The sequence below is a fragment of the Bradyrhizobium sp. GW821-FHT13H05 genome (assembly GCF_058804065.1).
Genome location: NZ_JBXAPO010000008.1, coordinates 306482 through 319167, shown reverse-complemented (window position 1 = coordinate 319167; position 12686 = coordinate 306482). Strand labels below are relative to the sequence as shown.

General features: G+C 65.2%; 11 protein-coding genes and 1 pseudogene. 5 read left to right on the top strand and 7 right to left on the bottom strand.

What is annotated here, in order from left to right:
* Positions 1 to 83: 83 nt before the first annotated feature.
* The 5 genes and pseudogenes from AC1RR3_RS24870 to AC1RR3_RS24850 all read right to left on the bottom strand — a co-directional run bounded on the left by AC1RR3_RS24870 (position 84) and on the right by AC1RR3_RS24850 (position 6861).
* Positions 84 to 1859, bottom strand: a complete 1776-nt coding sequence (locus tag AC1RR3_RS24870) for a flavin-containing monooxygenase (RefSeq protein WP_492825714.1) — start codon at positions 1857 to 1859, stop codon at positions 84 to 86.
* Positions 1860 to 1937: 78 nt separating this feature from the next.
* The gene (locus tag AC1RR3_RS24865) at positions 1938 to 3023 is read right to left on the bottom strand and encodes a DUF2855 family protein (protein ID WP_492825713.1); all 1086 of its coding nucleotides are present in this window, start codon (positions 3021 to 3023) and stop codon (positions 1938 to 1940) included.
* Positions 3024 to 3124: 101 nt separating this feature from the next.
* Positions 3125 to 4648: pseudogene (locus tag AC1RR3_RS24860) on the bottom strand (acyl-CoA synthetase); the annotation flags it as partial.
* Between the two features lie 15 nt (positions 4649 to 4663).
* A complete protein-coding gene (locus AC1RR3_RS24855) occupies positions 4664 to 5848 on the bottom strand; it encodes an ABC transporter substrate-binding protein (protein WP_492825712.1) in 1185 nt (394 codons plus the stop codon).
* Positions 5849 to 5886: 38 nt separating this feature from the next.
* Positions 5887 to 6861 carry an NAD(P)H-dependent flavin oxidoreductase gene (locus tag AC1RR3_RS24850; protein ID WP_492825711.1) on the bottom strand — a complete coding sequence of 325 codons (975 nt, stop codon included), beginning with the start codon at positions 6859 to 6861 and terminating at the stop codon, positions 5887 to 5889.
* A 181-nt stretch (positions 6862 to 7042) separates the two neighbouring features.
* On the opposite strand from AC1RR3_RS24850, the gene AC1RR3_RS24845 reads away from it, so the two are divergent.
* Positions 7043 to 7930 carry a LysR family transcriptional regulator gene (locus AC1RR3_RS24845; protein ID WP_492825710.1) on the top strand — a complete coding sequence of 296 codons (888 nt, stop codon included), beginning with the start codon at positions 7043 to 7045 and terminating at the stop codon, positions 7928 to 7930.
* Here the strand turns inward: AC1RR3_RS24845 and AC1RR3_RS24840 are convergent.
* Positions 7927 to 8580, bottom strand: a complete 654-nt coding sequence (locus AC1RR3_RS24840) for a DNA-3-methyladenine glycosylase family protein (RefSeq protein WP_492825709.1) — start codon at positions 8578 to 8580, stop codon at positions 7927 to 7929. The genes AC1RR3_RS24845 and AC1RR3_RS24840 overlap by 4 nt on opposite strands.
* A 116-nt stretch (positions 8581 to 8696) precedes the next feature.
* Here AC1RR3_RS24840 and gluQRS point away from each other — a divergent pair, with 116 nt between their 5' ends.
* Together gluQRS and AC1RR3_RS24830 are read left to right on the top strand one after the other, a co-directional pair.
* On the top strand, positions 8697 to 9566 hold the full coding sequence (gene gluQRS, locus AC1RR3_RS24835; RefSeq protein ID WP_492825728.1) for a tRNA glutamyl-Q(34) synthetase GluQRS: 870 nt from the start codon (positions 8697 to 8699) through the stop codon (positions 9564 to 9566).
* A gap of 104 nt (positions 9567 to 9670) precedes the next feature.
* A complete protein-coding gene (locus tag AC1RR3_RS24830; protein WP_492825708.1) occupies positions 9671 to 10915 on the top strand; it encodes an ATP-binding protein in 1245 nt (414 codons plus the stop codon).
* Here the strand turns inward: AC1RR3_RS24830 and AC1RR3_RS24825 are convergent.
* Entirely contained in the window at positions 10842 to 11735 is an 894-nt protein-coding gene (locus AC1RR3_RS24825; protein ID WP_492825707.1) for a YihY/virulence factor BrkB family protein, read from the bottom strand. The two genes, AC1RR3_RS24830 and AC1RR3_RS24825, sit on opposite strands and share 74 nt — an antisense overlap.
* A 164-nt stretch (positions 11736 to 11899) precedes the next feature.
* Between AC1RR3_RS24825 and AC1RR3_RS24820 the strand changes: the two genes are divergently transcribed.
* Both AC1RR3_RS24820 and AC1RR3_RS24815 read left to right on the top strand, forming a co-directional pair.
* Entirely contained in the window at positions 11900 to 12094 is a 195-nt protein-coding gene (locus tag AC1RR3_RS24820; protein WP_014491643.1) for a twin transmembrane helix small protein, read from the top strand.
* A 2-nt stretch (positions 12095 to 12096) separates the two neighbouring features.
* On the top strand, positions 12097 to 12681 hold the full coding sequence (locus AC1RR3_RS24815) for a cob(I)yrinic acid a,c-diamide adenosyltransferase (RefSeq protein ID WP_492825706.1): 585 nt from the start codon (positions 12097 to 12099) through the stop codon (positions 12679 to 12681).
* Positions 12682 to 12686 lie beyond the last annotated feature (5 nt).

The following is a 12686-nucleotide window of genomic DNA, read 5'->3' as shown; positions in this document are numbered from 1 at the left end:
AGTCTCCAAAAGATTTTGCCGCCGCCAAAACCGAAATCTCTCGATCAGCGAATTAGTGGACTTGCACAGCAATGACGAGAGGCTTAAGCCGTGCCCGCCTCACGTCCCAAAATCCCTTCCTCGATCGCCTTGATCTGGAGCGCGAGATATTTCGAGTTGATGCGGCACTGCGCGAGGCTGCCGGCGATGAACCACAGGCCGGGCTGTTTCGTGCGGGCATACATGTTGCGCAGCTCAAGGCCGTCGCCAAAACCCCAAACCGGGCCGACGCGATCGGCGATGCCGTCGCCGAACAGCTTTCGCACGAGGTATTCCTGCGGCTTGTAGCCGGTCGAGAGCACGATGAGATCAGCCGCGATGGTGGTGCCGTCCTTCATCCGCGCACCGTCAGCCGTGAAGCCTTCGATGTCGGCGAACTGTTTCAGCTTGATCGCGCCCTCGACGATGAGATTGGAGCAGCCGACGTTGAAATAATAGCCGCCGCCACGGGTGAGGTATTTGAACTGCCAGCCGGTACCGGCCTCGCCGAAATCGAGCTTGAAGCCGACGCGGCGGAGGCCGTCGAGCAACTCCTTGTCGAGCTCCTTGGACTGCTCCGTCAGCATCACATGTGTCTTCTTCGCGAGCGGCGTCGGCATCGAGGTCGCGATCAGGTCGTTGTCCTCGAGCGTGCCCTCATTGTAGGTCGCATAGGCCAGCTGCGCCGAGGGCTCGATATTGGTGACCAGAGTCGGCGAGCGCTGCATCAGCGTCACGTCGGCGCCGCTGGAATACAGATCCTGCGCGATGTCGTGGCCGCTGTTGCCGGTGCCGATGACGATGGCGCGCTTGCCTGCCCAGTTCTCGCCGTCCTCGTAGCGGCTCGAATGCAGCAGCGTGCCCTTGAAATTGTCCAGCGTCGAAATATTCGGCACGTTGGCGATGCCGCTGACGCCGGTCCCCATGATCACATGGCGTGGATGCATGGTCCGCTTGCTGCCGTCGGCGCGCCGCAGCGTGACCGTCCAGCGGCCTTTCGTCTCGTCGTAAGCACCGCCTTCGAACTCAGTGTCTGTCCAGAAATTCAGCTCCATCGCATCGACGTAAGCCTCGAACCAGTTGGCGAGCTTGTCCTTGGGGATATAGGTCGGCCAGTTCGGCGGGAACGGCATGTAGGGCATGTGATTGACCTGCACCTGATTGTGCAGGGTCAGCGCGTGATAGCGCTTGCGCCAATTGTCGCCGATCCGCGTTCCGCGATCGACGATCAGCGCGTCGACCTTCAACTGCTTCAACCGCGCCGCGATCGCAAGCCCGGCCTGGCCGCCGCCGACGACCAGCACGACCGGATCGCGATCGGTGTAGTCACGGGAGGCGTTGCGCAAATCGAGCCAGTTCGGTCCGCGGAAATCGCGTGAGTAGGCCTGGCCGCGCGGCCGTGAGATGCCGAGTTGCTCCTCGAAGCCTTTCAGCTCGTCGAGTGCGGTGAGCACCGTCCACGCCTTCAGGCGGTCGCCGTCGGCGGCATCGGATATGAGCCGCAGGATGCCGCTGCCGCGACCGAGCGTCGTCTCGAAGGTGAAGATGGCTTCGATGTTGTTGGTCCCGGCACGCGTCACCCAGCGCGGCGGCGCGCGGTTCGGCGCGATCTTGAAATTGGCGAGTGCAGCTTTGGCTGCGAGCGCGGCCAGCGCTTGTGAGACCTCATCGCGGCCAGCGATCGTTTGCAGATTCCAGCTCAGCGCCAGCACGTCGCGCCAGAAACATTCGACAACGAACAGGCGGTCGAGCGCTGCGCGATCAGGCTTGCCCAGCGTGCGCTCGAATTCATCGAGCCAGGCTTGAGCGGCGACGGAGATATCCTTCGTCCTGTCCAGCATGCGCGACCTCATAGCCGTCTTCGCGGCGTTTCCTCTGAGCTCGAACGCTATACCGGTTCTCGGGTCGTCGAAAGCGCCTTACCCGAGCAGTGAGAGCATGTGGCCCTGCTCCGGCGGAATGCGCCCCTTCAGTGTGTCGAGATAAACCTGCCGCACCGCCTCCGGTCCGTGGCTCTCGACCACACTCAGGCATCTCTCCAGTCGCGGCGCGAAGCCCGACCATGCCGCGCCAAAGCGCTGCTCGATCCCGCCCGGGCCCCATTCCTTGGCACGCTTGCGGATGTGGTCGGGGGCAAAGAACCAGCGCGGTTTTGCTCCGGGCAGCTCGCCTTCGTCAGGCTCGGTGGCGCGATGCGTCAAACCGACGCGCACCGAGCATTTCATCTGCTCGGCGAAGTGCTGGTGCAGTCCGGTGCGGAGCGCGCTGTTGCCAGCCATGTCGACGAAGGCGACCGGCTCGTCCGATGGCAGCGACATCACGCGGTCATAGGTGACGACCTCGCCGTAGCAGCCGAGCGAGGTGACGAAGCCGGTATTGCCTGATGACGTCAGGCCGATCACCCTGCGTCCCCGCGTATGCAAGAGATGAGCGAGCCCGAATGCCGTCTTGCTCGAGGCGCTCGACAGCAGCATTGTGCGCGCGCCGAAATCGCCGTTCTCGGCCAGGAAGTCGTCGACCAGAAACGACAGCATGAACAGCGGCCGCAGCAGCGCCTGGTAGTCGCCCTGCCGTCCGGCATAAGCAGGATCGCCGCTGACACGCGCATAGGCATTGTAGACCGGTGCCACGCCCTGTCGATGTGCGGCGCCGTCGCGCAGGCCGCGCTTGCTGACCTCAGTGGCCTCGATCACGAGATGCGTCGCCATCGGGAAATAGCCGAACAGGCGCTCGCCCACGGGGACATCAGGATGTTGCGAGGCGACCACCTCGCCAAAACCCCACACCGGAATGTTGCCGAAGCCCTGTGGTGCTGGAAACAGCTGCCAGTATTTCAGCTCGTCACCGAGCACGGCATAGGTGATGTTGTTGGCGGTCAGCGCAAAGCGGTCGACCCGCACCAGCAGCGCATCCTGCGGCAGCGCGTCGGCTGCGGGCAGTTCCGTTGCGATCGTCTTGCAGTTCTCGAAATCGTCTCGCGCAACGATGAAATCGGTGGCTGTCATGATGTCGATCCCGGCTCGTATCCGCGCCGGCATCTCAATCCTTCATGAGCGCGGCGTTTGCAACCGCAACATAGTTTTAAACACTGTTCGTTCGGGGCCCGTTAGGGGTGGTTCGCCCAATAAGGCTCCCGCAGCTTGCGCTTGAATATCTTCCCTGTTGCCTCGCGCGGCAGCGCGTCGCGGAACTCGACGTCTTTCGGCACCTTGAAATTGGCTAATCGCTCGCGCAGGAACAATTGAACGGCGGTGGCCGAGATCACGGCATCCGATTCAGGCTCGACAAAGGCGCACAGCCGTTCGCCGAATTCAACGTCGGGGATGCCGAATACGGCGCAGTCGCGCACGCCCGGCATTCCGATCAGCACGTTCTCGATCTCGGCGGGATAGATGTTGACGCCGCCCGATATCACCATGTCGCGCTTGCGGTCGCACAGGAACAGGTAGCCGTCTTCGTCGAGATATCCGACGTCGCCGACGCTGATAAGACCGTCGCGACCGGCCTCCGCCCTGGCCTGTGCCTTGCCGTGATAGTCGAAATCGGGCACCGCCGTCTGGCGCATGTAGATTTCGCCGATTTCGTTGGCGGCGCAGAGGCTGCCGTCGTCGCGGAAGATTTTGACAATGCCGCCTTCGATGACGCGGCCGACTGTGCCCGGCTTCTTCAATGCCTCCTCGGCCGAGTGCCACACCGGGATGCCGGTCTCGGTCGAGCCGAAATATTCGTTGATGACCGGCCCCCACCAATCGATCATGGCGCGCTTGATTTCGGGCGGGCAGGGCGCGGCGCCGTGCACGACGAAGCGCAGCGACGAGAGGTCGTAGCGCTGCTTGATCGCATCGGGCAGCCGCAGCAGCCGGACAAACATGGTCGGCACCATGTGGATGTGCGTCACGCGATGGCGCTCGATCAGCGCCTGCAGTTCCTCCGCGTCGAACCGCGCCTGAAGGACGATGGGGCAGCCGCTGCGGAACGCCAGCATGCCGTAGGAATGTGGTGCCGAGTGATACATCGGCCCGTTGATCAGCACGATTTGGTTGTCTCGCGGCTTGATGCCATAGGCGATCGCGCCGACGCGCTCGGCGGCTGCCGCCTGTTCGGGCTGCATTGGCATGCGCCGCACGCCTTTCGGCATGCCCGTGGTCCCCGAGGTGTAGATCATCGCAGCGGCGCGGCGCGGCGGCTCCTGCGTTTCCGGATGGCCGTCGCGCCAGCTGTCCCAATCGGTCAGTCCGGCCGGGACCTCGGTCACATCAGGGGGAATCGCGAATGTCGCCGCAAGCTCGGGCGGTGTTGCGACGACGAGGAGGCGGACGTCCGCCGGCAGGCCGGAACGGATCTGCGGCAGCAGATCGGCATGACAGACCAGGATCTTTGCGCCGCTGTCGGCCAGGATGTAGCGGACCTCCTCGGCTTTGAGATGCCAATTGATCGGCACCACCGGACTGCCGAGCGCGGCGGAAGCCGCAACCACCTCGAACAGCGCGAAATCGTTGCGCAGCATCATGGCGACAGGAGCGCCTTCGGCGAGGCCGAGCCCGCGAAGCCCGCTTGCGGCCCGCCGGATGCGGGCCTGGATCTCGTCATAGCCGATCCGGCGTTCGCCGCTGATGATCATGGCGTGTCCTTGTTTCGCTTGAGCCTAGCGATCATCCAGCACGTCGCCAAACCCGACCCAGCTCTTGCCGTTGAAGCGGCGGAGCTGAAGCTGCTGGAACGGCAGATAATCATCGGGGCCGGTCGTCACAGCCATGCCCGGCAGCAGTAGCGGCAACTTGATCTCCTTCAGCGAGGCCGCCTGTCGCATGATGTTGTCGCGGCTGACGTCGTCCTTGCACGCTTTAAGCACAGTCATCAGGAGCGTCGCATAGTGATAGCCCGCGGCATAGTTGGAGTTGGAGAGGTCCGCAGTCGGCATGTACTGCTTCATGAAGGCGAAATATTCCTTCACGCCGGGATCGTCGGCCCATTGCGGGTCCATCGTGTCCTTCTGGTTGCTCGACGAGATCAGACCGACCGCGTTGTCGAGCCCGGCTGGCTCGAGGAACGAAATCGACGACGCCGACGTCGGCACGAAGAACAGCTCCGGCTTCCAGCCGATCTCGGCCACTCCCTTGATCGCCTGCGAGGTGAATTTTCCGAGCACGACACCGAACAGCACGTTGGCGCCTGACGCTTTCAGCGTCGAGAGCTGCGAGCTGATCGTCGGCGCGCTGGTCTCGTAGCTCGCTTCCGCGATGATCATGCTGGCGGCCTTGGGCCCGAGTGCGCGCTTGAAGCCCGCGACATAGTCGCGGCCGAAATCGTCATTCTGGGACAGGATCGCGATTTTCGCGTCGGGCTTGGCCTGCAGGATGTATTTGGCGTAGACGACGCCCTCGGATTCGTAGGCGGCCATGCCGGGCATCGTCCACGGGTTCTTCTGCGGATCGGCCCATTTGGTGGCGCCAGAGAGCACGAACAACTGCGGCACCTTCTTGGCGTTGAGGTAGCGCTGCACGGCGCTGTTGGTGGCGGTGCCGAGCGAGCCGAACATCATCAGCACCTCGTCCTGCTCGACCAGCTTGCGGGTCTGCTCGACCGTCTTCGGCGGCGAGTAGGCATCGTCCAGTGTGATGAACTTGACCTTGCGGCCGTTGATGCCGCCCTCGGCGTTGACCTTCTCGAAGAACGCCTCCTGCGTTCGTCCGATCGTGCCGAAGCCGGAGGCCGGGCCGCTATAGGGCAGGGTCTGCCCGATGCGGATCTCGTCGGCGCCTTCGGCATGGGTGTTGCCGGCGGCAAGCGTCAGCAACGACAGGCCGATCAGTGCGGCTGCCAGCTTCATGATGTCCTCCCGGTTGTCTTTTTTATCAGTTTGAAACGTCAGGCGCTGGCGCGCATCAGGAAATCCTGCCGCGCCTGATCGAATTCGCCCTTCATCCGGTCGACGAGCTCGGCAACCGGAGGCGCATCCAGGATCTGGCCGATGCCCTGGCCCGAGCCCCAGATGTCGCGCCACGCTTTGGATTTCATGTTGCCGCCGGAACCGAAATTCATCTTCGTCTTGTCGGCGACCGGGAGATTGTCCGGGTCCAACCCGGCGGCTGCAATCGACGGCCCGAGGTAATTGCCATGCACGCCGGTGAACAGGTTGGTGTAGACGATGTCGTGCGCCGCGTGCTGCGTCAACGCGGACTTGTAGGCCTCGTCGGCATTGGCTTCCTGCGTCGCGATGAAGCGCGTGCCCATATAGGCGAGGTCGGCGCCCAGCGTCAGCGCGGAGGCGATGCCGAAACCGTCGCTGATCGCGCCCGACAGCAGGATCGCGCCGCCAAACCATTGCTTGACCTCGCGTACCAGCGCAAAGGGCGAGAGCATGCCGGCATGTCCGCCCGCGCCGGCGCAGACCAGGATCAGGCCGTCGACGCCTTGCTCCGCGGCTTTGCGCGCATGCTTGACGTTGATGACATCGTGGAACACCAGCCCGCCATAGGAATGCGCGGCCTCGACGATCTCCGCCGGCGGCCGCAGCGAGGTGATGATGATGGGCGCCTTGTGCTTTACACAGATCTCCATGTCCTTCATCAACCGGTCGTTGGAGGCATGGCAGATCTGGTTGACGGCGTAGGGCGCGACCTTCTTGCCGGGATTGCGCGATTTGAAGTCGCCGAGCTCGTCCTCGATGCGGCTCAGCCACTCGTCGAGCTTATCGACCGGACGGGCATTGAGCGCGGGAAACGAGCCGACCACGCCAGCCTTGCATTGCGCGATCACCAGCTCCGGTCCGGAGACGATGAAGAGGGGCGAGCCGACGACGGGCAGTTCCAGATTGTTCTTGAGCAGAGCGGGCAGTGCCATCCGATCCTCCTGACGACGCGCGTCGCCGGCCTGTCGGCCGATTGTGAGCGCTTCCATGTCGATTGTCGCGCCGGCGGGGTGTCCGCCGCCCGGCGGTTTGACCCCACTATAGGGTTGGACGGCGGGCAGGGGATCGTTCAATATTGAACAAGCGTATATTCAGATTTGGACGGAGCCGGCGGTGGATTGGGATCTCTGCAAGACCTTCGTCGCGGTCGCCGATACCGGCAGCTTCACCGCTGCGGCAAAGCGTCTGCATGCCAGCCATCCGACCGTCAGTCGCAAGATCGCCGCGCTGGAGGCGCAGCTCGGCACCAAGCTCCTGGCGCGTGCCGCTGATGGATTTGTGCTCACCGCCGATGGCCGGACCCTGCGCGAGCATGCGGAGGCGATGGCGGCCGCCGCGCTCCGGGCCGAGGCCGCCGTCGGCGCCGGCGGGCGCAAGGCGCGCGGCACGGTCAAGCTGTCGATCGGCGCGACGCTGGCCTCGCACTGGCTGATGCCGCGGCTGCGATCGTTCCTGAACGAGCATGACCACATCCGGCTCGAGATCATCACCCATCCGTTTCCGGCCAGCGTGCGCCGCCGCGAGGCCGACGTCGTGTTGCGGCCGGTCGACAGCGGCGAGGAAAATCTGGTCGGCCGCAGGGTCGGCCGTCTCGGCACCGGCTTCTATGCCTCGCGCGACTATGCCGCCGGCCGCTCCTTGCCGGAGCGCAGCGGCGAGTGGAAAGGGCACAGCGTCATCGGCTTTGCCGATCAGGATTCGAACGTGCAGCTGGCGCGCTGGAGCAACGCGATCACGCGCCAGGGCGCCGTCGTGATGCGCTGTTCGTCGCAGGGTGACATGCTCGCGGCGGTGCGCGCCGGGATCGGCATCTCCGCGCTGTCCTGCTTCGTCGCGGAGAGCTATCCGGACCTGGTCCGCGTCGCGCCGCAAAAGCTCGTCAGCGTCGCCGATCTCTGGCTGCTCGCCCATCCTGATCTGGTCGAGCTGTCCGCGGTGCGGGCGGTCGTCGATTTCGTCGCGGAATGCGCCCGCGCCGATCGCGAGCGGCTGCGGGGCTAGTTTGATCCCGGAAGCACGCCTTCGCGCTTCTTGATGACGCGATAATAGCTCCACCACAGATGCGCAGCCGCTCCGCGCAGCGGTCGCCAGGGTTCGGCGAGCGGCGCCATCTGTTTTTCCGTCGGCCGCGCCTTGAGCCCCAGGCCGACCTTGATCCCCTCCTGCACGGCGATGTCGCCGGCCGGCCAGGCATCGCCGTGTCCGAGGCAGAACAGCAGATAGACATCGGCCGTCCACGGACCGATGCCGGGCAGCGTGATCAGCGTGTGGTGCGCGGCCTCGGCGTCCTCTTCGGCGAGCACGTCGAGGTTCAGCCGCTGCGCGGTGATCTCGCGCGCGAGATGCTTCAGCGTCTTGATCTTGGCCGCGGAGAGGCCAAGCCGCCCCAGCCGGTCGGTGCGGGCGCGGCGCACCGCCTCATGGTCGAACGGATCGAACGCGGCCGACAGCCGCCCCCAGATCGCTGCGGCGCTCGCAGTCGAAAGCTGCTGCCCGCAAACGATGTGCGCCAGCCCCGCAAAGCCGGGCTCGCGCCGCCGCAACGCCGGCATGCCGGCGATTTCGAGCACGGGCTTCAGGCGCGGGTCGCGCTTGATCAGCGCATGGACGGCTTCTTCGAGATCGGACTGGGTTTCGAGGTGGATGGTCATTGTTTGCTCAACTCGTCATGCGCGGGCTTGACCCGCGCATCCATCTCCTATCGTAACAGAGTCCTGGGAGATGGATGGCCGGGTCAAGCCCGGCCATGACGAGATATTGTCATATGATGCCACCCGTTTTCCGATTTGCCCCGAGCCCGAATGGTCACCTGCATCTCGGCCACGCTTATTCCGCTCTGCTGAACGCCGACCGCGCGCAACAGACCGGCGGGCGGTTGTTGCTGCGGATCGAGGATATCGACGCGACGCGCTGCCGGCCGGAATATGAGGCGGCGATTGAGGAGGATCTTGCCTGGCTCGGGATTGCCTGGGCAACGCCGGTGCGGCGGCAGTCGGAGCATCTGGCCGATTATCGCGCCGCGCTGGAGAAGCTCTCGGCGCTCGGCCTCGTCTATCCCGCTTTCGAGAGCCGTGCCGAGATCGCAAAGCTCGTCGCCGCGCGCGAAGCCGCCGGCCCGTGGCCGCGCGATCCCGATGGTGCGCAGCTCTATCCAGGTGATGCCAAATCGCTGTCGGCTGACGAGCGTGACCGGCTCATCGCGTCCGGTGCGCCTTACGCGCTGCGGCTCGACATGGCGGCCGCCTGCCAGCGCGTCTCGGGCCTGACCTGGCATGAGCTGGACAAAGGGCCGGATGGTGAGTGTGGTACCGTCCCCGCGCGGCCCGAGGCCTGGGGAGACGTGATCCTGGCCCGCAAGGAGACGCCGACCAGCTACCATCTGTCCGTCGTCGTCGACGACGCCCTCCAGGGCGTCAGCGAGGTGGTGCGCGGCCAGGACCTGTTTCACGCCACCTCGGTCCACCGTCTGCTCCAGATCCTGCTCGGCCTGCCGGAACCCGTCTACCGCCACCACGCCCTGATTCGCGACGAGGCGGGGCGGAAGCTGTCGAAATCGAGCCGCTCGACCGGTTTGCGGGAGTTGCGCGACGCCGGCGTCTCGCCTGCCGGTATCCGCCAGCTGGTGGGATTAGGTTAAGTTTCTCTGGGGGTTAGCCAAACGCCGCCGTGACTCCGGGTGTTCCGCCGTGCCATGCTCGCCTGACGGCCCGAGGTTCGAAGGGGATACTTCGAAGGGGAATTATGGCGGCGAAAACGCGCGCAGCGCGCACTACGCGGACGTCCAAGCGAGTGGCTCGGAAGCGGTCCGGCCCAGCTGCGAAGGTGCGCAAGCGCAGCACCAAGGCGGACGCGCCTGACGTGGTCCAGGCGGCGCTTGCCGCCTTCGCCCATGAGGTCCGCACCCCGCTGACCGGTATTCTGGCGATCAGCGACCTGCTCGCGACCTCCGATCTCGGCGAGCGGGAGCGGCGTTGGGCCGACACCATCAAGGCCGGCGCCGAGCATCTGGCGAGCCTCGCCACCCTGTTCGTGGATGCAGCCCGCACCGAGAAGGGCGGCAGCGCGCTGCGGCAGGATCTGTTCGACCTCAGGACGCTGGCCCGCAGCGCCGGCGATTCGCTGGCCGGGCGCGCCGCGGCCAAGGGCCTCCAGGCCCAGGTCGAGATCTCCGAAAAGCTGCCGGGGCTGGTTGTCGGCGATCCCGTCCGGCTGCGCGCCGCGCTCGAGAACCTGATCGACAATGCGGTGAAGTTCACCGACCAGGGCGGCGTGGCGCTCGCGGTTACGCCTTGGCGCCCGGCCAAAGGCAAGACAAAGGGCAGGGCCGGCGTTGCCTTCGCGGTGTCCGACAGCGGCATTGGCCTGACCATGGCCGAGATCAAGCGGCTGTTCCGCCCGTTCACCCAGGCCAATGTCACCATCGCCTCGCGCTTCGGCGGCGCCGGGCTCGGGCTCTCCTCGGTGAAGCAATTGGCGCGCGCGATGGGGGGCGACATCTCGGTCGCGCCGCGACGCGGCGGCGGCGCCACCTTCACCTTGACGATATCGCTGGATGCGACGGGATCGCCTAAATCCCGCAAGGCGAAGGCCGAGGCGGATGCGGTCACCGCGATGCGCGTGCTCAGCGTCGAGGACAATCCGTTCGGCCGCGTCGTGCTCAACACCATTTTGACCGAGCTCGGCCATCATGCCGAGTTCATCGGGCGCGGTGAGGATGCGGTGAACCGGCTCGCGCAGGGCGCGTTCGACGCGGTGCTGATGGACATGGTCTTGCCGGGCATCGACGGCGTCGAGGCGATCAGGCGGATTCGCACGATGCAGACGCCGCTCGCTCAGATCCCCATCATCGGCGTGTCCGGCCGCGGCGAGGACGAGGCGGCCTCGCGCGAGGCCGGCGCCGACGCCTTCCTGGTCAAGCCTGTGTCTCCGCGTGCTTTAGCGACTGCGCTGCTTGAAGCGAGACGCCGTGAGGAAGCCGCGACTTGATGATCGCCGCGTTGAGCTCGCCGCCGTAAACGAAGATCGCGGCGATGAAGTACAGGAACACCAGCGCGATGATCACCGAGGCCAGCCCCGCATACATCGTCACGTAGTTGTTGGCGAAGCGCGCCAGGTACTGGCCGAATACGATGCCGGAGATCAGCGACGCCACGATGGTGAAGACGATGCCGGGCATGATCTGGAGGAAGCCGCGCCGGCCCGCCGGCAGCCACGCGTGCAGAATGATCAGCGCCACCACCAGCGCGCCGACGGTGATGCCGTAGCGCAGCCAGGTCAGGATGCTCTCGTTGGATTCGACGAACAGCGGGATATGCTGCCGTGCCGCTGCGATGATCAGGGGGCCGAGCACGATCAGGAACGCCATGGCGAGTGCCGTGAAGGCGGCGACCAGCGTATAGCCGATCGATTCCAGCCGTAGCCAATACCAGCGCCGCATCTCCACCACGGCATAGGCGCGATTGAGCGCGACGCGCAGCGCCTCGACGCCGTTGGAGGCGAAATAGACCGACAGCGCCGCGCCGATCGTCAGCACGCCGGTGCGGGTGGTGGTGAGCACGTCGTGGATCTCGCCCGAGAGCGAGTCGGCCACCTGCTTGGGCCAGACCTGGAGCATCAGCTCGGCTGCCTGGTCGGCGAGTTCCTTGGAGCCGAAGAAGCCGGCGAGTGAGGTCAGCACGATCAGGAACGGGAACAGCGCCATCAGCGTCGACAGCGCGATATGGCTCGCGATCGCCCAGCCGTCATCGGCCAGGAACGTGTAGAACGCATCCATCCCAACGACATAGATGGTGCGGATGGCTTTCACAGCTTGCCCTGTACTGCTCGCTCTCCCCGCGCGCGGGGAGAGGCGAAGAAGACAGGCGACGCGCGCAAATCGGAAATCATCTCGCTACCATCTGATATTATTGGCTTAAAAGCCAGATCGGGAACGCCATGGCGGACCAGCGCGCACGGTGTTATCACCCCCCAATGGCATCCCTTCTGAGTACTTTCATCCTGCCGGTGGCAGCCGGCGCCGTGGCGTTGGTGCTGCTGCTCGGTCTCGTCAACATGATGCGCGGCGGTTCGCCCAACACCTCGCAGAAGTTGATGCGCTGGCGCGTGCTGCTTCAGTTCGTGGCGATCGTGATCGCCATGCTCGCGGTCTGGGCGATGGGGCGCTGAACATGGTGGTACTGAACCGCATCTATACGAAGACCGGTGACGACGGCACGACGGCGCTCGGCTCTGGCGAGCGCCGTCCGAAATACGATCTGCGCATCGAAGCCTATGGCACCGTGGACGAGACCAATGCCGCGATCGGCGTTGTCAGGCTCCACACCCACGACATGCCCGAGTTCGACGCCATGCTCGGCCGCATCCAGAACGATCTGTTCGATCTCGGCGCCGATCTGGCGGTGCCCGAGCGCCAAGACAAGGACAAAGGCAAAGCGGAACGGCTGCGGGTGGTGGCGAGCCAGGTCGAGCGGCTCGAGCGCGACATCGACGCGCTCAACGACAAGCTCTCGCCGCTCACCTCCTTCGTGCTGCCGGGTGGCACGCCGGCCGCCGCCTACCTCCACGTCGCGCGCACGATTTGCCGCAGGGCGGAACGGGTGATGGTGGAACTGGCGGCCCGGCCCGGCGAGCCGGTCGGCGCTGCTGGCATCCAGTATATGAACCGCCTGTCGGACTTCCTGTTCGTGGCCAGCCGCGCCGCCAATCATAATGGCGCCGGCGACGTGCTCTGGGTTCCAGGCCAGAACCGCTGACCCAT

Bases quoted from the DNA above. Each gene is read 5' to 3' on its own strand.
- AC1RR3_RS24850 (WP_492825711.1), bottom strand. From the start codon at position 6,861: ATGGCACTGCCCGCTCTGCTCAAGAACAATCTGGAACTGCCCGTCGTC.
- AC1RR3_RS24830 (WP_492825708.1), top strand. From the start codon at position 9,671: ATGGCGGCGAAAACGCGCGCAGCGCGCACTACGCGGACGTCCAAGCGA.
- gluQRS (WP_492825728.1), top strand. From the start codon at position 8,697: ATGCCACCCGTTTTCCGATTTGCCCCGAGCCCGAATGGTCACCTGCAT.
- AC1RR3_RS24840 (WP_492825709.1), bottom strand. From the start codon at position 8,580: ATGACCATCCACCTCGAAACCCAGTCCGATCTCGAAGAAGCCGTCCAT.
- AC1RR3_RS24820 (WP_014491643.1), top strand. From the start codon at position 11,900: ATGGCATCCCTTCTGAGTACTTTCATCCTGCCGGTGGCAGCCGGCGCC.
- AC1RR3_RS24855 (WP_492825712.1), bottom strand. From the start codon at position 5,848: ATGAAGCTGGCAGCCGCACTGATCGGCCTGTCGTTGCTGACGCTTGCC.
- AC1RR3_RS24870 (WP_492825714.1), bottom strand. From the start codon at position 1,859: ATGCTGGACAGGACGAAGGATATCTCCGTCGCCGCTCAAGCCTGGCTC.
- AC1RR3_RS24865 (WP_492825713.1), bottom strand. From the start codon at position 3,023: ATGACAGCCACCGATTTCATCGTTGCGCGAGACGATTTCGAGAACTGC.
- AC1RR3_RS24815 (WP_492825706.1), top strand. From the start codon at position 12,097: ATGGTGGTACTGAACCGCATCTATACGAAGACCGGTGACGACGGCACG.